Consider the following 23,772-nt stretch of genomic DNA (forward strand, 5'->3'; position numbering starts at 1 on the left):
CAGCTAAAAGTGTATCCTTAGATTGATCTTCAAAATAAAAATCACTAACAATTATTTTTTTAGGTAAACCAATTTCAATTTTACCAATTTCAACTTTAGTCTTTATTTTATTTTCTACATAAGAAACAACTTTATCCTTAACCAAATTTTGTACAAAAGGAATTTGTATAGCTAGGATTAAAATCAGAATAAGTCCAAAAACTGAACCTATTACCCACAGTACTATTTTAGCAATTTTTTTTAACTTGATTTTCAAAATCAAAAAGTATAATTTATTCCAATTCCTTGATATCCTAAACCTATCTCAGGTGTAATTTTTAGATCATTTAGTTTTCTTTTGTGTAGTTTGGGAACTAAAATACCACTTGTTGCACCTAATATATAGCCTAAAGCAGCATCTGATAGAAAATGATTACCACCCTTAACTCGATAATAAGCTACTGCAGCAGGTAGAATCGCTGCACCAGCCCAAATATAAGGTTTTGCTTTGGAATCTGGATAAAAATCGGAATAAACTTGTGCAGCAAAAAATGTGGATGCAGCAGCTGCTGCTACATGACCACTAAAAAATGATCTCTGATTGTTGCTTTCTAGCCTTTCGCTTAAACTTAAATCGGTATTATATACTTTGGGTCTTGATTTCTCAATTACTGCCGAGGAAATAGTAAAAACAGCCAAAGGGATTCCAACAGCTTCAACATACATAACAGACAATTGTCCCGAATGTTCTCTAGTATCTTTATTTAATGCAAATAGAAAAGGAATTGCTAAAGATGTATATAAAGGAATATCACTTGCAGATGATGCTTTTTCATCATAATATCCTGCTGACCATTTATCTACAAACCAAATATCATTTGAATTCAATTGATTTAATTTCTCTTGCGAAAGTGGTTCTTTATTCTTTATTAATGATAAACCTAAAGCGTTAACACCAGCTGTTCCTACAATTATTGAACCATCTGTTAGCCAATCTGTATTATAAGGTGAATCATTTTGTGCTAGACCTATTGTTACCAGCAATATATTTAATAGGGTATATATCTTTTTCATATTTTCATAATTTTAATTCTTACCCAGCAAAGTAACATTACAATTGAGTTTTCTATTTTATATAATACATTGTAAAATTTATATAATTTAAATATTGTTATTCATTGAAATAGTAATTATATAAAGGATTAGGAGAAACGTATAACATTTTTAAAAGGCATGCAGACTAATTTTACTTCATTAAAAAAAATAATTATGAAGCTCAAATTATTACTCGGCTTTTTCTTAACAGGTTATCTATTCACTTATTCACAATTTGATACAGATGCTATTCATTTAAACATTACGCATATTCCTAACTCTAATTTGAAAAATGCAGATGCAAGAGCTGATTTAACGGAAGTTGATTTTCAAAGTTTTACACCCACGATTCGAATTGGTAAAAACACAAAATTGAATAGTATTATCAATTATAGACTTTATGATTATAATTTTGACTCTCTAAATCCTGAGTCTGATAATTATCCTGATAACTTGCATCATTTTAAATATACGTTATTGGTTAGACAAAAAATAAACGAACGTTGGAATGCATATATTGCGCCTAGGTTGAATATTAGAACTGATTTTAAAAGTAATTTTACCTATCGTGATTTATTTCCAGCTCTTACAGCTATGTTTGTAAAAGATGTGGTTCGAAATCCGCATTATAAATACGGTATTGGAATTAATTTCAATAATAATAATGGTAAATTTAGAGTCTTGCCAACCGCTTATTTTCAATATCAAAAGGACAATATGAAAATTAGTGCCTTCATTCCTTCAAAAGCTTCCATTACATTTGCCAATGAAAAATATGCCTATGGTTTTGGATATCATTCTGAAAGTAATATAACCCACTTAAATTTATCGGATGATCCTGCTGTTAATCCCAATAATATTACGTATCTTAGAAATATGAATGTTTTTGTGTATCCTTCTTATTCAAGAAACTTAGGTTCCAATATTTGGGTTACCCTAAATGCAGGAATTACGATTTTAAGATTGTATGAACAATACAATAGTAATTTCGATGATATTTCGGATTATTATAATGATTCTTTTAAACCGAATGCTTATTTTAGTATTGGATTTAGTTACAAAGTAGATGATAACAAAAAGTAAAAATGATTATTAAAGAAAACATAGTTTTATCTCCTTATGATGTGGAATTTTCCATTGCACCTTTTATTGATGCTTTTACATTTCCGAAAAACCCAGAATTAAAGGATTATTACAAAAAAATGTTTTCTAAAATTGAAGATGTATTAGTAAAAGAAAAAGAGATTACAGAAATTATAAGTGACAACGCTTCATTATTTGATGATTTTTTTTCAATCCTAATACCAGAGCACATTTCTAAAAACGAGTACAAATCAGTTGTACTACCTTTTAAAAATACAATCTTGTTTCGAAGTGAGAAATTAAATGAAATTGATTGCTCCGTTAAAGAAAGTATTCAGTTTTTTGATGCCTCACCAGGAACCGTTTACAAATTGCAGGCAATGATTCTCTTAAATTCTATAGTGGAGAATAAAATCGTTCTTGACAATAAAATAACTTTTGAATTTAAGGATACCAAAGGGGTTTATAAAACGTTCTTTATTTCTAATAGGAATGATTTTTTAAAAATTTATCCTAAAGAAAAGGCCAATTATCCGACAATACAACAAATCGATCAATTGTTGAACGACTTAGACAACCTTGATTTATGGAAAGAAATTTTTCCAGAAGGTGGTTGGAAAGTAGAAGGGTTTTGTATTTTAACTATGATCGAAAATACACTTGAAAATGCGGTTTCTCAATTGAAAACCAATTTATTGAGTTCTCAAAGTGATACCTTAGTAAATGACGAAAGTTTTAAAAAAATTTTCAGATCTATTTTTGACATTCCAGATTTAAAAATTGGTATAACGGTATACGATAGCGAAGAAAATGCTTTGATAAAAACACGATACAATGATGTAGAGATTGATAGTTTTATTTTAAATGATAAAAAGAGTAAAACCATAACTGAGTTTAAAAATGATTCCTTATTAAAGAACAGTATTCTAAAAAGAGAACCCATTTTTATTCAAAATATAGAGCAATATAGTATTTCAAATTCTAATTCCGTATTGTTAAAAGTATTATTGGAACAAAACATTCAAAGTGTGATTATTGCTCCCATTGCTAGTAGAAAAGGAATTATTGGTACTATAGAATTGGTCTCTGAAACCAAATATGCCATCAATAAGAAGAGCTTGAGTCGATTAAAATTAATTTTACCGATTATAACCAATACTTTAGAGCGTTCGTTAGAAGCTACTGCCAACCGAATTGATGCCATTATTCAAAATGAGTACACTTCCATTCATTCAAGTGTGTATTGGAAATTTAAACAAGGTGTGAAAGATTTTTTGAATTCTGATAAAAAACTTGAAGAATATACGTTTAAAGACATTGTGTTTAAAGACGTTTTTGCATTATTTGGTCAAATAGATATTAAAAATTCGTCACATAATAGACAACTAGCAACTATTGAAGATATTAGAAATCAATTGCAACTTTTAATCAACTTGTTTCAATCTATTATTACTGAGAACAAAATTTTAATTGCAGATCAAATTCTTTTTGAATTGGATAAATTTTCTGTTGAGTTTGAAAATAATTTTGATACCACTTCTGAAGGGACATTTAAATTATATGTTGAGAACGAAGTACATCCTGTTCTGCAAACCATGGTGTTTTCAGAAAGTATAACTGAAAAAGTAAAGGCCTATTTTGAAAAATTAGACCCAAAACTGAATATCATTTATGACAATAGAAAAGCGTATGATGAATCGGTTGCTTTATTGAATAAAAAGATGTCTTCTTATTTAGATGAATGTCAATTAGAAGCACAAAAAATATTTCCTCATTATTATGAACGATATGCAACGGATGGTATTGAACACAATATGTACATTGGTGCTTCCATTAATCCTAGAATAGAATTCAGTCCGCTATTCTTTAATAATTTAAAATTATGGCAATTAAAATCATTGTGTGAGACCGTTTATAATTTTCAAAAATGGAAACATATATTAGATTTTCCTTTGGAAGTAACAACTTTAATATTAGCATTTAGTTCTCCATTAACCATTCGTTTTAGAATGGATGAGAAATTATTTGATGTAGATGGATCTTATAATGCGCGTTATGAGGTTGTTAAAAAAAGAATTGATAAATCACACATTAAAAATTCAGAAGAACGTATCACACAAGAAAACAAAATTACCATTGTATATGCTCAAAATTCTGAAAAAATAGAGTATATGAAATACTTAAAATATCTTATAGCGAAAGGCTTACTCGAAGAGGAAATTGAAAAATTTGATGTTGAAGAACTACAAAGTATTTCAGGATTAAAGGCTTTACGAGTTACCATTAAACCTATTCCAAATCAAGAATGTTGATAGGCATATAAAAAAGTAAGTACAGAAACGACAATTCCCACCATGAAAATATTATAAGTAATTCTCAATAATTTATATTTTCGGTCTAAAATGATTCCTAAATAGTGTAAATCTTTCGTAAGAGAATTATATAAATAATCGTTGTCTAACATCATTTTGTTAATTTCATCTTCATAATCTTGATAGGGAACTTTATAAAAGTTTCCAAAAAACAATAGATTTACCTTTTTGTTTAAAATGTCTTCTTTGGTGAATTCGGTTGAAGTTACTTTAGGACGAGTGGCTAAAATAGCAAATACAATCGAAACCACACTAAAAAATAAAAGTACAAATGTAGGTAATGTGAGGTAGATGTTTCCAGGACTATCTAATTTAGGAATCAATACCGATAAGGCTACTGAAATAATAACAGCATTAACCGAAAGTAAAATATTAGCCTTACTATCAGCAATATCACTTAATCGAGTATGATTATTAATTGTAACTCTAAATAAAGTTTCTACACCACGCCCTAATTTTTTTTTCTTTTTCTTTTTTTTCTTTTTTGGGGTTACAACAAGATCTTCATTTTTTTCCATTGCTCTTTTTTCTATTCTTTTATCTTCCAAAATTTGTATGTTTCTTTGTTTGATGGGTTCCCAATTTTCCTTAGCGTAATCTGTGTAAAATTGATGTTTTTCTTTTAAAAACGAAATGTTTTCATTCAGCCATTCCTTCTCTGAAAAAGTTGCTACATCACAGAGTTTCCATTCGGTGCGTAATTCTTCTAAAAAGGAAAAATAAGCATCACTACCCACATGGTAATAATCAGAATCACACATTATTTTTTCTAAAATGGTTTTGGGTTCATGATTAAAAACAGTAGCCATAATTAAATTACTAACCGAATCAATCGTGTTTTGATCTATCTCATTTGAAAGTAAAAAGTTAGTAGCAATTTTTACACTTTCTCCTTCATGTCCATCTTTACATTTAATATAGCCTGTATCATGAAACCATGCAGCCAATTGCAAGATCTCAATATCTTTTTCAGAAATCTGTTCCTGCTGACCAATTTCTTCAACGGCATTAACCACATTTTTAGTATGCGTTACATCATGGTATTTATATTTAAATTCTAATACATTTTTAAATAATTCTGTAACGTATAGTTCCGCTTTTTTTACTAATTTCATCCATTAAAATTATACTACTAAATTATGAAATTTAATTACTTTAGAAAGCTTTTTTTTGTAAAAATAATTTGTGTTTTGGCTTTATTAGGCTTTCTGAACTCTTGTGCTACTTATTCTGTTCAAACGGGTAAAAATATTAAAAATCCAATTGCGCCTATTGAGGTTGAAGCTCAAGAAGTGGATCATACTTTTTATTTAGTTGGTGATGCTGGAAATGCTGATGCCATAAATTCTAAGCAAGCTTTATTGCCATTAGAAAGTAAATTAGAAAAAGCCTCTAAAAACAGTATTTTAATGTATTTAGGCGATAATGTTTATCCTGTAGGAATGTCCGGTGATAAAGATACAGAAGAATATAAAACTGCTGAAAAAATCTTAGAAAACCAATTAAAAATTACTAAAAATTTTAAAGGTAAAACAATTGTAATTCCTGGAAATCACGATTGGTATAGTGGCTTGAAAGGTTTGAATAATCAAGAAGATTTTGTTATTTCCTACTTAAAAGATAAGGAATCTTTTTCACCACGAAAAGGATGTGCTATTGAGGATTTCGAAATTAATGATAATATTACTTTGATTACGATTAATAGTCAGTGGTATTTAGAAGATTGGAATAAAAACCCTACGATTAACGATGATTGTAATATAAAGAGCAGAGAAGAGTTTTTTGCCGAATTTGAAAGCCTTTTAAATAAAAATCAAGATAAAACTGTTGTGGTTGCGATGCATCATCCTTTGTTTACCAATGGAGTTCATGGTGGACATTTTGGAGTGCGAAAAATGTTATTGTCGGCTGAAAATTCATTTCCCGTACCTTTATTAGGAACTTTATATAATTTATTAAGAAAAACTTCTGGAATTAGTTCGCAAGATGTTTTAAATAAAGATTACACCGCTTTGTCCAAACGCATCCAAACGTTAATTCAAAAAAATGAAAATATTATAGTAGTTTCTGGTCACGAACACAGTTTAGAATATATTGAGAAGAATGGTGTCAAGCAAATTGTTAGTGGTTCTGGAACCAAAACAAATGCAGCAAGAGCCATCTACCCAAACGATTTCTCTTACGGAAAAAATGGTTTTGCCACTTTAGAAATCTTAAAAACAGGAGAAGGAATTCTAACATTTTATGGAAAAGAAAATGATAAAGAAATTGTACTCTATAAACAATCTATTTTAAAACCAGTTAATACGGAAACGAAAGACTATCCTAATACATTTCCAGCATACAAAGAGGCAACAGTGTACAAACCCGAACAAACTAAAAAATCGGGTTTTTATAATTTTTTATGGGGCAAACATTACCGCAATTATTATGGATTACCCATTACGGCAAAAGTAGCCACTATTGATACTCTTTTTGGAGGTTTAAAAATTGATAGAGAAGGAGGAGGACAACAATCAAATTCTTTACGCGTAATTGATGCCAAGAAACAAGAATATGTTTTACGTGCTGTGAAGAAAAATGCAACTCGTTTTTTTCAAGCAGCTGTATTTACTGATCAATATGTACAAGACGATTTGAAAGATACGTATGTAGAAATTTTTTTAATGGATTTTTTCACAACCGGACATCCTTTTACTTCTTTCATAATTGATGATCTTTCAAAGAATATAGGTATTTATCATGCCAATCCAAAGTTGTATTACATACCCAAACACGATGCTTTAGGTAAGTTTAATTCTAGTTTTGGTGATGAATTGTACATGGTTCAAGAAAGAGAATCGGATAGTCAATTGGATGAATCTTCCTTTGGGAAACCAGATGATATTGTTGGAACCGATGATTTATTTAAAAAATTGAGAAAAGATGAAAAATACCAAGTGGATGAAAAAGCATTTATTAGAGCCCGACTTTTAGATATACTTTTAGGAGATTGGGACCGACATGCAGATCAATGGAAATGGTCGGAATTTAAAAAAGGGGATAATGTCATTTATAAACCCATTCCAAAAGATAGAGATCAAGCCTTTCCTAAATATGGAGGCGTTTTAATGAGCTTAATTCTTAATCTTCCTGAATTTAGAAAAATGCAATCTTATGATTCAGAAATTCAAAATTTAAAATGGTTGAATCATGTAGGTTATCAATTGGATATTGCTTTTTTACAATCGAACAAAAAAGAAGATTGGGAAAAACAAGCGATTTTTATTCAAGAAAATTTAACCGATGTGGTTATTGACAATGCCTTTTTACAATTACCAAAAGAGGTACAAGATGCAACAAGCGACAAACTAAAAGCCGATTTAAAATTGAGAAGAGATTATTTAAAAGAATATGCAATTCAATATCATAAATTATTAGAAAAGAGAGCAATTATTGTGGGTACAGATAAAAAAGAAGATTTTTATATCAAAAAAATTAGTCCCAATGAAATTGAAGTTTCTCAGATTAGAAATAAGAAAGATAGTGAAGAACAATTTATCATGAAACGTACGTTCACCTCTAAAAATACCAAAGAAATTTGGATTTATGGTTTAGATGATGATGATAAGTTTATAGTTGAAGGAGACTTTAGGTCTAAAATTCATGTGAAGCTTATTGGTGGTCAGAATAATGACGTTTATAAAATAGAAAACGGTCATAATGTGAAGATTTATGATTATAAGACTAAGGACAATACTTTTGAAATTGATGGAAAAACCAATAAACGCTTGAGTGATGATTATGAAATGAATGTGTACACTTACAGAAAAGCCAAATACAATTCTTTTTCTGTTATTCCAGGAGGTGGATTTAATCCGGATGATGGTGTGAAATTAGGAGTAATTATGAATTATATTCACAATGGTTTTAGACAAAATCCGTATACGAGTAAGCATACTATAACGCCTAATTATTTTTTCGCAACCAACGGTTTTGAAGTAAAATATAAAGGTCATTTCCCAAAATTAGTAGGTCAACTCGATTTTAATATTGATGCTAAAATTACGAGTCCAAATTTTACCATTAATTATTTTGGATATGGCAATGAATCGGTCTATAATGATTTAGATGAAGATATAGAATTTGATTATAACCGAGTTAAATTAAGAAATTTCAATTTTTATCCTTCTTTAAATAGAGTGGGAAAAAAAGGAAGTTTGGTAAGTTGGCAATTAGGATTTGAAGATTTAGAAGTTGAAAAGACAACCAATCGTTTTATAAGTGAACCCAATGTGGTAGCAGAACGCGTGTTTACGCACCAACAATATACTAGTACTAAATTAAGTTATGGTTTTGAAAACTATGATGTTGTTTCCTTACCCACTTATGGTATGGGGTTTTTACTATCAGCAGAATGGAAGTCTAATATGAACGATATTAATAGAAACTTTTTTACTTTAGAAAGCAAATTTAACTTTTCTCATAAAATAACAACTAATGGCAATTTAGTATTTGAAACCTTACTTAGAGGGAAAATAATTACAAACGACAATTTTGATTTTTATCATGCTGCAGCTATTGGAGGTAATAATGGGATACGAGGACTTAGAAATGAGCGATTTATTGGTCAAAAATCATTTTATGAAACTTCAGATGTGCGATTAACATTAGGAAGTATCAAACGCAGTTTTGTTCCAATGAAATACGGAGTTATTGGGGGATTTGATTATGGAAGAGTTTGGACCAATAATGATACATCAAATACGTGGCATACTTCTTACGGTGGTGGATTATGGTTAAATGGAGTAAATATGATTACCGCTAAATTAGGTTATTTTAAAAATCCAAATGATAAAGCAAGGGTAACTTTTGCATTGCAATTAGGCTTTTAGAATTGTTAATACACTCAATATTAAACCAGAACATGCTGTTGTAAGTTCTGGTTTTTTGTATCTAATTATTCCAAGTACTTATTGAATATTAAGTTAATATTAAATAAATAATTATTATTTTATCAATAGTATTAAAACTAAAAATGGAGTACTTAACGTTTTTCAAGTAATAGTAGACTATCATTCTTTATGGCTTAATAAAATAATATTTTAGAAACTTTTGAATAGTTGGATAAATAGTCAAATTAAAATTAAAGGCAATCAATAAGTTTTAAATTAGTGTTTAAAAAGTTGTTAGTTCTTTTTTAAACAAAAAAAACTGTCTTTATAAGACAGTCCTTTGAAAAAAAACAATTTAAACTTTATTCTTGAATTTTATATTCGTAAATTTTACCACCTACTTTTTTTGTTTTTTCGTCCGATATAAGTAAGATGTCATTATCTTTAAAAGCAACACCTTCACGTTGCGTAAAAGAATTAAACTGCACCTCTTTTAAGCTCCCTTTAGTGAAATTGTCTTCCACAAAGTCAGAAAAAATCCACATTCTTTTGTTACTTAATAAAACTACTTTATCTTCATCTGGACTAATAGCTGCATCTGTTATTGCACAGGTAGTAAACTTATCACAAGTAACATATTTATTCAATAAAATGGCTTTTTGTTCACCTATTTCATTAGGAATTTTATATATATGAGCCGTGCCATCAAAATTTTTGCTTCTGTTTTTAGTAAACAAATAGAAATAACCATCTTTATATAAGAAAGATTCACAGTCGTAAAATAACTCATCTTTTTTTGGAGGAAAATCTTCTTGATCCTCATAATAGAATTCTATTTTTTGAATAGAATCAATAATGTCTTTTTTTAAATCCGCACGATTGATTTTATAAATGGCTAAATTTTTTCTTTTATTGTTGTTGTTACCAAAATCTCCAATATATACATTGCCTTCTTCATCGGAAGTTAAAGCTTCCCAATCGTGATTTTTAACACCATTAATCTTCACTTCGCGAAGTAATTTCCCGTCTGTAGCTACTTGATACAATTTATCAGGATTGCCACTATCTTGAATGACCCAGAGCGTATCATTCACATAAGTCATTCCAGAAACTTCATCTAATTTATCTGAAAATTCTTGTACTTCAGTTACATCAATTTGTTTGATATCTGAATCTAAAGAGATACAGGAGTAGTAGAATACACTAGAAAACAAGAATGAGGCGAATATGAGGTACTTTTTCATTTTAATTTATTTTAGTTGATAATAATTTTTAAAAGTAAGTATTATTTTTCAAGCATTTTTACTTCTACGATATCCGAAGGAAGACCAAAACCTTTATTTAATAGTGATTTAAATACTTTTAGCATTAAATTGCTTTTTAATTTTGCACCAGGAGCTTTGATATCATTAGTCATGTACCAATAAGATACTCTAACATTTACCGTACTAGTAGCTAATTCATCTATAACGGCATAGGGTTCAGGATTTTTTAATACTCCAGGTTCATTTTGTAAAATTGTCTCTATCATTTGAAGTGCTTCCTCTGTGTTGTCATTATAGTCTAAGCCTATTATAAATTCGTTTCTTAATAGATTATCTAAAGTATAATTAACTAAACCGTTTTTTGCAATTAATCCATTAGGTATAAAAACTTCTTTACCATCTAATGTTTTTATTAAAGTTTCCCGTAAAGACATGTTTATTACTTTACCTTTATGACCATCTATTTCTATTAAATCTCCAATTCTAAAAGGTCTTTTAAAGGCCATTATAATACCAGATAAGAAATTTTCTCCAATATCTTTTAAAGCAAATCCTATAATAAAAGTAGTAATTCCTGCTCCAGCTAAAATTTTATCTGTAATTTCACCTAAACCTAAAATGCTCAAGGAAATAATAAGTAAAAAAATGGTAAGTACCAAGGCTATAACATTCACCAAAAAATCACTCACTAATGGATCTTTAGATTTTTTATCAATCATTGAAAATGCTATTTTTTTCAGTTTTCTAATAATAAAGAGACCAAGAATAAAAATGCCTATAGCAAACAAAATAGCTGGCAATGATTCGTAAAAATTATTCCAACTTTCTCTTAGTATTTGATTGATATTTTCTATTTGATTTGTCATAGTTTGTTTTTTCTGAAGTGTAATTATGATTGTAATATTTTTTCTTTTCTAATTTTTTTCCAAATTTTCAATCGATTTTTAGATTTACTTGAAAAATATTTTTCGTCTGCCTGACCTAATAAGAATCCAATAGCTTTAAATTTCACTGAATTGTCAAAAATAACTTTTAACGATGCTGTAATAGGTAAGGCTAAAATCATTCCGGGTATTCCCCAAAGCATAGAAAATAACAAGATGACCAAAATAGATACAAAGGAATTTAAAGATACTTTTGAACCTGTTATTTTAGGCGTTATAAAATTTCCTTCAATAAATTGAATAAAACCAAAAATAGCGATAACACCTACAGCATACCAATAGGAATCTTTGGTTGCTAAAGCTACCAGAGCAGGTAACATGGATCCGATGATAATTCCTACATAAGGTACTAAGAGCAATAAAGCACAAAGAAAACCAAAGAAAAAGGGATAATCTATTCCTAAAGCTAATAAACCTAAACTATTTAGTAACCCTACAATTCCCATTACACTTACTAATCCTACTAAGTAATTTTGTTGTACTTTATATAATTCGGTTAATATAAATCGAATGCTTTTCTTGGTACTTACTTTAGCAGTAGCTTTGTATAGAAAACTAATAAGAAAACTACGATATAAAAGAAGAAAAAACATATAAAGAGGGGTAAACAAGAAATCGCTTATTATTGTACCCGATTGGGTTATAAAATCGATAATTTTATTTGAATTTTTCTTTACGATTTCTTTAACTTCTAAATTTTCTGCACCCACAATATCTTCACTTTCAATACCCGTTGTATTTTCTGTTTCTTGTATTAAAATATGTGTTTTTTCAACTATTTTTTTGTAATAAGTATCACTCTGATCCATAATGTCTTGAAACTGAATTCCAATAGCTACAAAAATGAAAAATATAATTGCACTAAATATTAATATCGCAATTAGTATAGACACAATACGATTGAAACAAAGTCGTGTTTCAAAAAATTTAACTATAGGATATACTAGTACACTTAAAAGTATTGCAAATAAAATAGGTATAAGAAAATCTTGCAATATATACGCTATGAATACGATTAATATAAATGCAAAAAGATCTTTAACGATATGGTTTTTGTGAGTAACGGTATTCATTTTTTTTTGGTATAAAAAAACTGCCTATAAATTATTAATTGCATAGAAACAGATTAATAGGTTCATAGACAGTAAAAATTATTTATTTTTATTATAGTTCATCAATCCACTTTTTGATCTCTTCTTTAGATTTTCCAACTTTTTGTTGAATTTTTCCATAAAGCTCATCTTCTTTACCTTCTTCATAAAGTAAATCATCATCAGTTAAATCGGCATATTTTTGTTTTAATTTACCTTTAACTTCGTTCCAGTTTCCTTTTAATTCTGTAGTGTTCATAATGTTTGTATTTAAAAAATTAATATTTGATTTTCAGTTTATTTATTTGTTTGTATGTTTAGCTTAGATATTTTCTTAATATCCAAGATTTAGATTCATGATCTTGTAAAATACCGGTTAAAAAATCTGCCGTGCCAGCATCTTTAACATCTTCCGCATTTTCAATAAATTTTCTTAATTGCACAATAATTTTTTCATGATCGTCTAATAATTCTTCCAGCATTTGATTTTGGTTAACATATTTCGACTCTTCTTTTAAAATTGAATTTTCTATAAATTCTTTCATCGTGCCAATAGTTTTTCCGCCTAGTTTACTAATTCTTTCTGCCACTTCATCAATAGTTTTTTCTAATTTATTGTATTGATTTTCGAAAAGTTTATGTAATTCCATGAAACTATTTCCAGTTACATTCCAATGAAATTTTCTACTTTTTACATACAATACCATTTCATTAGATAAAACAACAGTTAAGTCTTTAATACTTTTTGATAAGTCTTTTTTATCGATTCCGATTTGTGGCGCTAACATTGTTTCCATGATATTTTATTTATTTGGTTTTTTATTTATCTGATACAAATTTAGCAGTCTTTAATTAGGTGTTCCTTACATGATTTTTTACAATACTTATATAATTTAAAGAACTAAGATTATCTGATTATAAATGAGGGTTTTCAGCATATATTTCAACGATTTCTTCTATATTCCCTTGAATAGGTTCTTCATTTTTAATAGCCTTAATCCAGGATGAAACTAGAATTTCACTGGTGGCTGAACAAGCTTGTAATCCATAAGAGTAAGGTCTTAGTCCTGTTAAGTGTGTAAAAGATATATCATGAATGTTAGTTATGGGTTGATTGTTTTTATCTAAAATTGTATAGCTACTGTCAACATTGATACCTGGAAAAATATAGTAATGATTTTGATGCCTATAAGTGATGTTTTTCTCTTCATGAGCATCATTATTTTTAACATATGCATTATAATTTGAAAAAGGTATTTTAGGACTAACCACATAAGAATTTTTTATTAGGCTAGGAAAAGGGTAGTTGTCAACAGTTACAGGCGGTTGACCACTACAATTTATAAACATTTGGTATTCTAAAATATGTTCTTTTTCATTATGAGTGACTTTAATTTTAGTCTTATTATTAGTTGTTTCATCTAAAAGAGTCACATATCCTTTTATGATTTCAATTTTATTTGCATCGTGTAGTGCTAAAAGAATTCTTGCAGAAGGTATAGGCATAGCAGCAATAACATTCATTAAAAAAGGCATAATGTTTTGATGGAATAAAAGATGATCTTCCGCAGGCAAAAGTTCTGCATGAAAATTAAGTGTGTACATTAAATCATCTATAACTTCTTTCCAATGAATTGGTTTTTTATTTTCAATCGATTTTTTAGAATCTTTCATCTCCAATCGCATTCCTTCAAATGCATTTTCATATTCGTGTCGTTTGCTCATATCATTAACAAAATCCTTAATAGTATATTTGGAATCTTGTAACTTATTTGCCATTTCAAAGAGATTGTCTTTTTTAAAAGCTTCAATCAAAGGCTTCAAACAACATTTATTAAAATAATTTTCAATACGTAAAAAACCATTTCGATCAAAACAATCATAAATATCTTCTTTGCTAAAATGTCTGTAGATTTGTCGAATAGGTTTTTCTTGTTCATATTGTAAATGTGGAAGCCATCCATTAACAGAATGCATTACAATTTTAAAATTTTCTGCACCTTTATTACTTATGTATTTCAGATTTCCATTTTTATCTTCAATGAAATTACCGTGACGCCTAGATAATGAAGAAACTACATCAAATGCGCTTAATGAAGCTCCAAGAGTACCAATTGTATAATTATGAAATGTATTTTCTTTTGGTAGTATTTTCTTTATTGGCCAAGGAGATGCATAATAACCTTGTAAAATATTATCTTTTTCATTCCAAATATGCCCCGTAGCAACTATAACTTTATTAAAAACAAGTTCTTCATTATGATTAGTAATTAAAGTAGCCTTTTTATTTTCATTATCATATAGGATGTCTATTACTTCTGTGTGCGGTAACTCGTTAACAGTTATATTTTCAAATTTAATATTGGATAGTATAGTTTGATATTGATTTTGTAAATATTGCCCTAAAGCTAATCGATTATAAACTTCAGATTTGCTAATCATTTCCTTTTTAATGCCTAGTTTATTTAAACTTTTTTGATTTTGTTGCAATAACCATTCTTCGAATGTAATTTGCAATTTTGGTAGTTCTTCAGAAGATATATTGGAAAGATTATATAAATCTGTTGTTTCAGGATTATATGGCATACCCATTCCTAAAATGTAGCTTTTTTCAAATATTGAAATGGTAAGAATTTCTTTTTTTAATACCTCAATATTGTCTAAAATATGTTTTAATAGATAAATGGAAGTTGCTCCACTTCCTATAATGGCAAGGTTTTTCATAGTGATTGATTTTATGCAACTAAAATATAATGGGAAGACCAGATATGTTTTATAATATTTTTCTCGTTGTTTATAAAATTTCATTTTATTTTTTATTGATATTCAATAACTAATAATTAAAATTATGTAACTTTTCTACTTACTCTTAAAACTATATTTGATTTAAATTATACCTAATGAAAAAACCATTATTAGTTTTTAATGATAAAGGCATTTATTGTGCACCAGCAGATGTATATATTGATCCTTGGCGGCCTGTTAAAAATGCAATTATTACGCACGGACATGCAGATCATTCTAGATGGGGACATCAAAATTATATTACACATCATACCAATGTCCCTATTATAAAACATCGATTAGGTGTTATTCATGTTACAGGAAAAAATTGGAATGAAACCTTTGTAGTTAATAATGTGAAATTTTCTTTGCATCCAGCCGGACATATAATTGGTAGCTCCCAAGTACGCGTTGAATATAAAGGGGAAGTTTGGGTATTTACAGGTGATTACAAAACGGAAGATGATGGTATTGCAGTTCCTTATGAAGTTGTGAAATGTCATACCTTCATAACAGAATGTACTTTTGGATTACCAGTGTTTAAATGGACTCCTCAAACTGAAGTTATGCATAGTATTAACCAATGGTGGTCTGAAAATAAAGCTGAAGGAAAAACATCTATACTTTTTGGGTATTCTTTAGGTAAAGCCCAACGTTTATTGAAATATTTGGATACCAATATTGGTAAAATATATACCCATGGAGCTATTGAAAATATGAATAATGTGATTCGACCTATGGTAGAGTTGCCAGAAACCACTTTAATTACTAGAGAAACAAAAAAGGAAGCTATTTTAGGAAATCTTGTTTTAGCTCCACCAAGTGCTCATGGAACCACTTGGATTCGTAAAATGACTCCTTTTGTTACTGGAACGGCTAGTGGCTGGATGGCTTTTCGTGGGGCCAGAAGGAGAAGAGCAATAGACAAGGGATTTGTATTAAGTGATCATTGTGATTGGGATGGTTTATTAAGCAGTATTAAAGCTACGGGTGCAGAAAAAATAATTTGTACACATGGGTATACCGATATCTTTTCCAAATATTTAAGAGAGTTGGGGTATGATGCACGTACCGAAAAAACACAATATGAAGGAGAAAATGCAGAAATGAACAAAGAAGAGGATTTAGAAAAAGTAATCCCTTAAAAATTACAAAATGAGAAATTTTGCCAACTTAATTAAAACATTGGATAGTTCTAATAAAACGAATGTAAAAGTAGAGGCTTTAACAGCATATTTTAGAACGGCTTCTCCAGAAGATAAAGTTTGGACTATAGCTATTTTATCGCATCGTAGACCTGCAAGACCTGTTAATACTACTTTGTTACGACTTTGGGCAAATGAACTCGCTAACATTCCCATGTGGTTGTTTGAAGAAAGTTATCACATTGTGGGAGATTTAGCAGAAACCATTGCTTTAATTATACCTACTAATGAAGCACATTCTTCTAAAAGTTTGACAACTTATCTACAAGAAATTATAGCCTTAAAAAGTAAGCCTGAAGGAGAAAAGAAAGCCTATTTACAAGAAAATTGGTTGGCTTTAAATTATTACGAACGTTTTGTGTTCACTAAATTAATTACAGGTAGTTTCAGAATTGGAGTCAGTCAAAAATTAATGACCAAAGCCTTATCTAAAGCAGAAGGGATAGATGAAAACATTTTAGCCTATAAACTAATGGGAAATTGGAATCCTAATACCATTACGTTTCATGATTTAATTCTAGCAGAAAAGAATAGTGACTATATTTCAAAACCGTATCCTTTTTACTTGGCGTATCCTATAGAAGGTGAAATTGAAAGTTTGGGCAATCCAAAGGATTGGTATATGGAGCATAAATGGGATGGTATTCGTTCTCAAACTATTTTTAGAGAGGACCAAATTTTTATTTGGTCAAGAGGAGAAGAATTAGTGACCGATAAATATCCTGAATTTCATGATTTGATTGGTTTAATACCTAATGGAACTGTTATTGATGCCGAAATTTTAGCTTTTCCAGACAATCAAATTGGTACTTTTAACGATTTACAAACACGCATTGGTAGGAAAACAATATCAAATGCACTATTGAAAAAAACACCTGTTATATTAAAAGCCTACGATATATTAGAATGGAAAGGAAACGATCTTCGAAATTATCCTTACGAATACCGACGTGATGTATTAGAGAAATTATATCAAGCATTAGAAAATATAAAAGTGCCGTTTTATCTATCCGAACGAATAAAAATCAATTCGTGGGATGAGGTAACTGCAGAAAGAATGCAAGCTCGAGAAAAAAGAAGTGAAGGTTTAATGTTAAAAAGAAAAGATTCTACCTATCAAGTTGGAAGAAAGAAAGGAGATTGGTGGAAATGGAAATTAGAACCTTTAACCATCGATGCGGTTTTAACCTATGCTATGAGAGGAAGTGGAAGAAGAAGTACTCTTTTTACCGATTACACTTTTGCACTTTGGCAAGAAAATGAAGAAGGAGAAAAAGAATTGGTCACATTTGCTAAAGCCTATTCTGGTCTAACAGATGCAGAATTTAGAAAAGTAGATGATTTTATCAAGAAAAATACGATTGATAAATTCGGACCGGTAAGAAGTGTTACGCCTCAATTGGTATTTGAAATAGGATTTGAAGGTATTGCACTTTCTAAAAGACATAAAAGTGGTATCGCTACTCGTTTCCCCAGAATTTTAAGATGGCGTCAGGATAAGAAAATAGAAGAAGCAAATTCTATTGAAGATTTAAAAAGCATGATTATTTAAGTTATGAATAGAGCTGCCTTATATCACATTGCTGAAAATTGGTTCGAAGCACAAAACTGGAAACCTTTTGCGTTTCAAAAACAAACATGGAAAGCGTTCTTACAAGGTAAAAATGGCCTTTTGAATGCCCCAACAGGTAGCGGAAAAACATATGCACTTTGGTTTCCTATTATTTTAAATTATATCCAACAAGTTGAAAATGGCAAAATAAAAAAACAATCTGGATTGAAAGCCATTTGGATTACACCTTTGCGAGCACTTTCCACAGAAATCAAACAAGCTGCGGAACGTGTTATTACCGATTTAGGTGTTCCAATGACAGTTGGGATTCGTACAGGTGATACTTCAACAACAGAAAGAACCAAACAGAAAAATAAAATGCCAGATTTATTAATTACAACTCCAGAGAGTTTGCAATTGTTATTGGCATCAAAAAACTATGCTCAAACTTTTGCACAATGCACAGCTATTGTTATAGATGAATGGCACGAATTATTAGGTAGCAAAAGAGGTGTGCAAATGGAACTGGCTTTATCAAGATTAAAATCAATTTCTCAGAATATGCGAATTTGGGGAATTTCGGCAACCATTGGCAACTTAGAATTGGCACAAGAAGTGTTACTTGGAAAAGAAACGGATGCTTTTAAAAATTCTGTTTTAATTAAAGCAAATCTTCCAAAAAAAATAACCGTAAGATCCATACTTCCAAAAAAGATGGAAACCTATCCTTGGAGAGGTCATATGGGGTTGCATTTATTAGATGAGGTGGTACAAATCATTCGTAAAAGTAAAACAACCTTACTTTTTACCAATACACGTTCGCAATGCGAAATCTGGTTTCAAGCCCTATTAAATAATTATCCAGAATTTGCGGGGGAAATTGCCATGCATCATGGAAGTATTGCCAAAGAAACCCGAATTTGGGTAGAAAATGCTATTAAAAATGAAGAATTAAAGTTGGTAGTTTGTACTTCTAGTTTGGATTTAGGAGTAGACTTTGCCCCAGTTGAAACCATTATTCAAGTAGGTGGACCAAAAGGTGTCGCACGATTTTTACAAAGAGCAGGGAGAAGTGGTCACCAACCTGGAAAAGAAAGTGTTATTTATTTTTTAGCCACTCATGCTATGGAATTAATTGAAGCTTCAGCCTTAAAAAAAGCGGCTGCGGAAACTATTGTAGAAGACAGAATTCCCTATTTAAATTGCTATGATGTTTTAATTCAATATTTAAATACATTAGCAGTTGCGGACGGATTTTATCCTAATGAAATCTTCGAAGAGATAAAACAGACTTTTTGTTATCAAAACATTTCCGATGCAGAATGGCTTTGGGTTTTAAATTTTATAACCAAAGGAAGTCAAAGTTTGCAAGCTTATGATGAATTCAAAAAAGTAGAAATAGAGGCAAACGGTTTGTTTAAAATTAATAATAAGCGAATCGCCATGCAACATCGTATGCAAATAGGAACGATTGTTAGTGATGCGGTCTTGAACGTTAAATTTTTAAGTGGTGGTTATATTGGTTCTATAGAAGAATGGTTTGCTTCTAAGTTGCAAAGGGGAGATACTTTTATATTTGCAGGTAGAAAACTAGAATTTCATTCTATAAAAAACATGATTGTTTTAGTGAAATTGGCTAATGGAAAAAAAGAATCGAAATCGGTGAGTTGGATGGGTGGCAGAATGACTTTTTCTGCTCAAATGAGTGAACTACTCCGGCAAGAATTATACAAAGTGAATCAAGGGTTGTTAACTCCAGAATTGAAAGCGTTACAACCTGTTTTTGAAAGACAGCAAAAAGAAAGTATCCTACCCAATGACAATCAGTTCCTTATTGAATCTTTTAAAACAAGAGAAGGATATCATACGATTTTTTATCCGTTTGAAGGAAGATTTGTCCATGAAGCTTTAGCCAGCCTCTTATCCTATCGAATCAGTTTATTGTCGCCAATATCTTTTTCATTAGCCTATAATGATTACGGTTTTGAATTGCTTTCCGATCAAACACTGGATTTAGAAGCAGTATTTGATAATAATTTATTGAGTACTTCTCATTTGCATGACGATTTACAAAGTAGTTTGAATGCTACCGAAATGGCGAGACGAAAATTTAGAGATATTGCAGTTATTGCAGGTTTAGTATTTACAGGAAGACCTGGGCAACCTGTAAAAACCAAACATTTGCAAAGTGGTTCGCAATTGTTATTTGAAGTTTTTAGAGATTATGAACCCGATAATTTGTTGTTGCGACAATCATATATAGAAACTTTTGAGCATCAATTGGAAGAAGGTAGATTAATACAAGCTTTGGAGAGAATTAATAATCAGGAAATAGTGGTTAAAAGATGTGAAAAACCAACACCTTTCAGTTTTCCTATAATTACAGATCGATTGAGAGAAAAATTATCAAGTGAAACTTTAGCAGAACGTATCGCAAAAATGACAGCGAGCTATTTAAAAGTTTAATAGGAAATTGCTTTTATGAATATTACAATTAAGAAACAAGTTTTTATTTTGCATCCTTTTGGTAGTTTGTATTGGAAGGATAAGAATATTTTGTTAATTTCAGATTTGCATTTGGGAAAAATATCGCATTTTAGAAAAAATGGATTGGCCATTCCGAATTCAGCTATTTCCAAAAATTTTGACAAATTAAATGAATTATTGGATGTATACCAACCTCAAAAAATTATTTTTTTAGGGGATTTGTTTCACAGTACGTTAAATAGTGAATGGCATTATTTTAATAATTGGGTCCAATCCGTATCACAAAAAATCATTTTAATTGAAGGAAATCATGACATTCTTGCCAAACACCATTATGAAAGTCTTCATGTTGAGGTTCTAGAGCGCTTACAAATTGATGATTTTCTTTTAACGCATCATCCAGTGGAAACGGAGAATTTATTTAATTTCTGTGGTCACATTCATCCAAGAGTGGTTTTATCCGGACTTGGAAAACAATATTTAAAAATTCCGTGTTATTTTAGAAAGCCAAACCAACTCATATTGCCTGCTTTTGGGGAATTTACAGGAAATTATACCCTAAAACCTACACCAAACGATAAAGTTTATGTACTTACTCCTAACGAAGTTATTGAAGTGAATTTAGTATAAAAACGTAAGTGATCTTATGCGTTATTGGGAGTTAATGGATTTGAAAATCTATTCCATTTTGACCAATCAAAGGAAGTATTCGTTTTTGCTAATTTTTGTAACATTGTATGGTAAGATGTACTCACTTGGATGCTTCTTTTACATTCAACTACAAATGAAAGTAAAAACATTTCAAAATAATTCACTTGTTTGGCGTGAATTACAAGGTCATTCGTACAAGTTGCTACAAGAATGCAAAAAGTACTGACACATAATCGATTGAATAATACTAGCGTTTTCATAACGTTTTATATTTATAGTACAAATCTATTGCGAGTAGCCTTATTCTTACTTATATAATTTCAATAGATAGTTATACAATATTTATTTTAATGCATTAAACTTTGTAGATTTGCAACAACAACAATTTTTTTTACATGACAACAACACAACTTGTGCATCAAATTCAAACCAAAAAATCTTTTTTATGTATTGGTTTGGATGTTGATCTTAACAAAATCCCTGTATTTTTTTTAGAAAAAGAAGATCCCATTTTTGAATTTAATAAGGCCATTATAGATGCCACACATGATGTATGTGTTTCGTATAAACCGAATACAGCTTTTTACGAAGCTTATGGAATAAAGGGATGGCAATCCTTGCAAAAAACCATACAATACCTTAATGATAACTATCCTGATATTTTTACGATAGCCGATGCAAAAAGAGGAGATATTGGAAATACATCTTCTATGTATGCCAAAGCTTTTTTCGAAGACTTAGCATTTGATAGTGTTACAGTAGCACCCTACATGGGAAAAGATTCTGTAGAACCCTTTTTAGCATTTGAAAACAAGCATACGATTATGTTAGCATTAACGTCTAACGAAGGTGCTTTTGATTTTCAAACGTTGCAAGTAAAAGATAAGGAATTGTACAAACAAGTATTGGAAACTTCCAAAAAATGGAAAAATGCTGAAAATTTAATGTATGTTGTGGGTGCTACAAAAGCTGAATATTTTACTGAAATCAGAAAAATTGTTCCTAAAAGTTTTCTTTTAGTTCCTGGAGTTGGCGCTCAAGGCGGAAATTTGTCTGAAGTGTGTAAATATGGAATGAATGAAAATGTTGGATTATTAATTAATTCATCAAGAGGAATTCTTTATGCATCCAATCAAGAAGATTTTGCCGAAAAGGCTAGAGCAGAAGCATTGAAATTGCAGCAAGAAATGGAAACAATTTTATTACATAAAAAGTAGAAATTATTTACTTGAACATAAAATATTGAATTTGTGATTACTCTAACCGACCAAATTGGAAATCAACATACTTTTGAAACTGTTCCCAAACGCATCATCTCTTTAGTGCCTTCTCAAACCGAATTATTATATGATTTAGGTTTAGAAGACAGTTTAGTAGGTATTACAAAATTTTGCATACATCCGTATCATTTAAAAGCGACCAAAACGATTGTGGGTGGTACCAAAACGATTAAAATAGATAAAATCAAAGCACTAAAACCAGATATTATCATTTGTAACAAAGAAGAGAATACGAAAGAAATAGTGGAAGAATTAAGTAGTGTTTGTCCGGTTTGGGTCACTGATATTCTAACTATTGAAGATAATTTGAAAATGATTGATGATTTCGGATTGCTCTTTAATAAACGAACGGAAGCTAGAAAATGGATTGGTAAAACCCATTTTGCTTGGGAAGATTTTAAAAAGTATATTACTGACAAACCCATTAAAAAAGCGGCTTATTTTATTTGGGCAAACCCATATATGGTAGCAGGAAATACTACTTTTATCAATGAATTATTACACGTAAACCATTTTAAAAATATTTACGAAAATAAAGAGAGTCGTTATCCAGAAGTCGAACTTAGAAAAATTAGATTAGAAGGCGATCCTGATTATGTGTTTTTATCTTCTGAACCTTTTCCTTTTAAAGACGAACATGCTTTTGAAATAGGTAGAGCAACCCATCATGCGAAAACAGTATTCGTAGATGGAGAAATGTTTTCTTGGTATGGAAGCCGATTGGTTAAAGCTTTCGATTATTTTAAAAAATTACACGAGAAAATCGCCTAACAAATAAGTTAAAAATTAAAAACATAAAAAAACCACGTTTCGCAAAACGTGGTAATTTTTTAACTAACCTTAACCAAACAAATATGAGATTTGTTACTTTTAACAGTACAAATATCCTAATACTTTGCTTTCATTTATGTTAACACTTTACTATTAATTTGTTATATTGTGTTAAAGTTGAATTCTAGGTATTTTATTATTAAAGTTTGTAATTCATTATTTAAAATTAAATTTAGGGTATAAAAAAACCACGTCTTAGAAAACGTGGTAATTTTTTAACTAACCTTAACCAAACAAATATGAGATTTGTTACTTTTAACAGTACAAATATCCTAATAC

At 29.8% G+C, this 23,772-nt stretch carries 19 protein-coding genes; 9 read left to right on the forward strand and 10 right to left on the reverse strand.

Features of this window, described 5'->3' with window-relative positions:
• Together HALO113_RS17415 and HALO113_RS17420 are read right to left on the reverse strand one after the other, a co-directional pair.
• Positions 1-256: hypothetical protein (locus tag HALO113_RS17415; RefSeq protein ID WP_159780414.1), on the reverse strand; the 256-nt coding region annotated here is incomplete at its 3' end.
• 2 nt (positions 257-258) lie between these two features.
• The gene (locus HALO113_RS17420) at positions 259-1,053 is read right to left on the reverse strand and encodes a phosphatase PAP2 family protein (RefSeq protein WP_159780415.1); all 795 of its coding nucleotides are present in this window, start codon (positions 1,051-1,053) and stop codon (positions 259-261) included.
• Positions 1,054-1,248: 195 nt separating this feature from the next.
• Between HALO113_RS17420 and HALO113_RS17425 the strand changes: the two genes are divergently transcribed.
• Together HALO113_RS17425 and HALO113_RS17430 are read left to right on the forward strand one after the other, a co-directional pair.
• Positions 1,249-2,157: a DUF6268 family outer membrane beta-barrel protein gene (locus tag HALO113_RS17425; RefSeq protein WP_159780416.1), complete on the forward strand. Its 909-nt coding sequence runs from the start codon at positions 1,249-1,251 to the stop codon at positions 2,155-2,157.
• A 2-nt stretch (positions 2,158-2,159) separates the two neighbouring features.
• Positions 2,160-4,469 (forward strand): GAF domain-containing protein, encoded by a 2,310-nt coding sequence (locus tag HALO113_RS17430; protein WP_159780417.1) that lies wholly within the window; start codon positions 2,160-2,162, stop codon positions 4,467-4,469.
• Here HALO113_RS17430 and HALO113_RS17435 read toward each other — a convergent pair.
• Entirely contained in the window at positions 4,457-5,644 is a 1,188-nt protein-coding gene (locus HALO113_RS17435) for a Pycsar system effector family protein (protein ID WP_159780418.1), read from the reverse strand. The genes HALO113_RS17430 and HALO113_RS17435 overlap by 13 nt on opposite strands.
• A 24-nt stretch (positions 5,645-5,668) precedes the next feature.
• On the opposite strand from HALO113_RS17435, the gene HALO113_RS17440 reads away from it, so the two are divergent.
• Positions 5,669-9,403, forward strand: a complete 3,735-nt coding sequence (locus HALO113_RS17440) for a metallophosphoesterase (RefSeq protein ID WP_159780419.1) — start codon at positions 5,669-5,671, stop codon at positions 9,401-9,403.
• Positions 9,404-9,765: 362 nt separating this feature from the next.
• On the opposite strand, the gene HALO113_RS17445 is transcribed toward HALO113_RS17440, so the two are convergent.
• From HALO113_RS17445 to HALO113_RS17470, 6 genes are all read right to left on the reverse strand, one after another.
• Positions 9,766-10,647 (reverse strand): SdiA-regulated domain-containing protein, encoded by an 882-nt coding sequence (locus HALO113_RS17445; protein WP_159780420.1) that lies wholly within the window; start codon positions 10,645-10,647, stop codon positions 9,766-9,768.
• 41 nt (positions 10,648-10,688) lie between these two features.
• Entirely contained in the window at positions 10,689-11,534 is an 846-nt protein-coding gene (locus tag HALO113_RS17450) for a mechanosensitive ion channel family protein (RefSeq protein ID WP_159780421.1), read from the reverse strand.
• Positions 11,535-11,557: 23 nt separating this feature from the next.
• Positions 11,558-12,685 (reverse strand): AI-2E family transporter, encoded by a 1,128-nt coding sequence (locus tag HALO113_RS17455; RefSeq protein ID WP_159780422.1) that lies wholly within the window; start codon positions 12,683-12,685, stop codon positions 11,558-11,560.
• A gap of 91 nt (positions 12,686-12,776) precedes the next feature.
• Complete coding sequence (locus tag HALO113_RS17460) at positions 12,777-12,962, reverse strand: CsbD family protein (protein WP_159780423.1); 186 nt, start codon at positions 12,960-12,962, stop codon at positions 12,777-12,779.
• A gap of 58 nt (positions 12,963-13,020) precedes the next feature.
• Complete coding sequence (locus HALO113_RS17465; protein WP_236554786.1) at positions 13,021-13,500, reverse strand: Dps family protein; 480 nt, start codon at positions 13,498-13,500, stop codon at positions 13,021-13,023.
• Positions 13,501-13,618: 118 nt separating this feature from the next.
• Positions 13,619-15,427, reverse strand: coding sequence for an FAD/NAD(P)-binding protein (locus HALO113_RS17470; protein WP_159780424.1), 1,809 nt, complete (start codon positions 15,425-15,427; stop codon positions 13,619-13,621).
• Between the two features lie 176 nt (positions 15,428-15,603).
• Between HALO113_RS17470 and HALO113_RS17475 the strand changes: the two genes are divergently transcribed.
• From HALO113_RS17475 to pdeM, 4 genes are read left to right on the forward strand one after another with little or no spacing between them, the layout of a single operon-like run.
• Positions 15,604-16,632, forward strand: a complete 1,029-nt coding sequence (locus tag HALO113_RS17475) for a ligase-associated DNA damage response exonuclease (protein ID WP_159780425.1) — start codon at positions 15,604-15,606, stop codon at positions 16,630-16,632.
• Between the two features lie 10 nt (positions 16,633-16,642).
• Positions 16,643-18,244, forward strand: coding sequence for an ATP-dependent DNA ligase (locus HALO113_RS17480; protein WP_159780426.1), 1,602 nt, complete (start codon positions 16,643-16,645; stop codon positions 18,242-18,244).
• Positions 18,245-18,247: 3 nt separating this feature from the next.
• On the forward strand, positions 18,248-20,710 hold the full coding sequence (locus tag HALO113_RS17485) for a ligase-associated DNA damage response DEXH box helicase (RefSeq protein WP_159780427.1): 2,463 nt from the start codon (positions 18,248-18,250) through the stop codon (positions 20,708-20,710).
• Positions 20,711-20,725: 15 nt separating this feature from the next.
• Positions 20,726-21,361 (forward strand): ligase-associated DNA damage response endonuclease PdeM, encoded by a 636-nt coding sequence (gene pdeM / locus HALO113_RS17490; RefSeq protein ID WP_159780428.1) that lies wholly within the window; start codon positions 20,726-20,728, stop codon positions 21,359-21,361.
• Positions 21,362-21,375: 14 nt separating this feature from the next.
• Here pdeM and HALO113_RS17495 read toward each other — a convergent pair whose 3' ends face one another.
• Positions 21,376-21,642 carry a hypothetical protein gene (locus HALO113_RS17495; RefSeq protein ID WP_159780429.1) on the reverse strand — a complete coding sequence of 89 codons (267 nt, stop codon included), beginning with the start codon at positions 21,640-21,642 and terminating at the stop codon, positions 21,376-21,378.
• Positions 21,643-21,777: 135 nt separating this feature from the next.
• Between HALO113_RS17495 and pyrF the strand changes: the two genes are divergently transcribed.
• Positions 21,778-22,599, forward strand: a complete 822-nt coding sequence (gene pyrF, locus HALO113_RS17500; RefSeq protein ID WP_159780430.1) for an orotidine-5'-phosphate decarboxylase — start codon at positions 21,778-21,780, stop codon at positions 22,597-22,599.
• A gap of 33 nt (positions 22,600-22,632) precedes the next feature.
• Complete coding sequence (locus HALO113_RS17505; protein WP_159780431.1) at positions 22,633-23,433, forward strand: ABC transporter substrate-binding protein; 801 nt, start codon at positions 22,633-22,635, stop codon at positions 23,431-23,433.
• Positions 23,434-23,772: the final 339 nt, after the last annotated feature.

The sequence above is a fragment of the Flavobacterium sp. 9AF genome, assembly GCF_902506265.1.
Taxonomy (GTDB): domain Bacteria; phylum Bacteroidota; class Bacteroidia; order Flavobacteriales; family Flavobacteriaceae; genus Flavobacterium.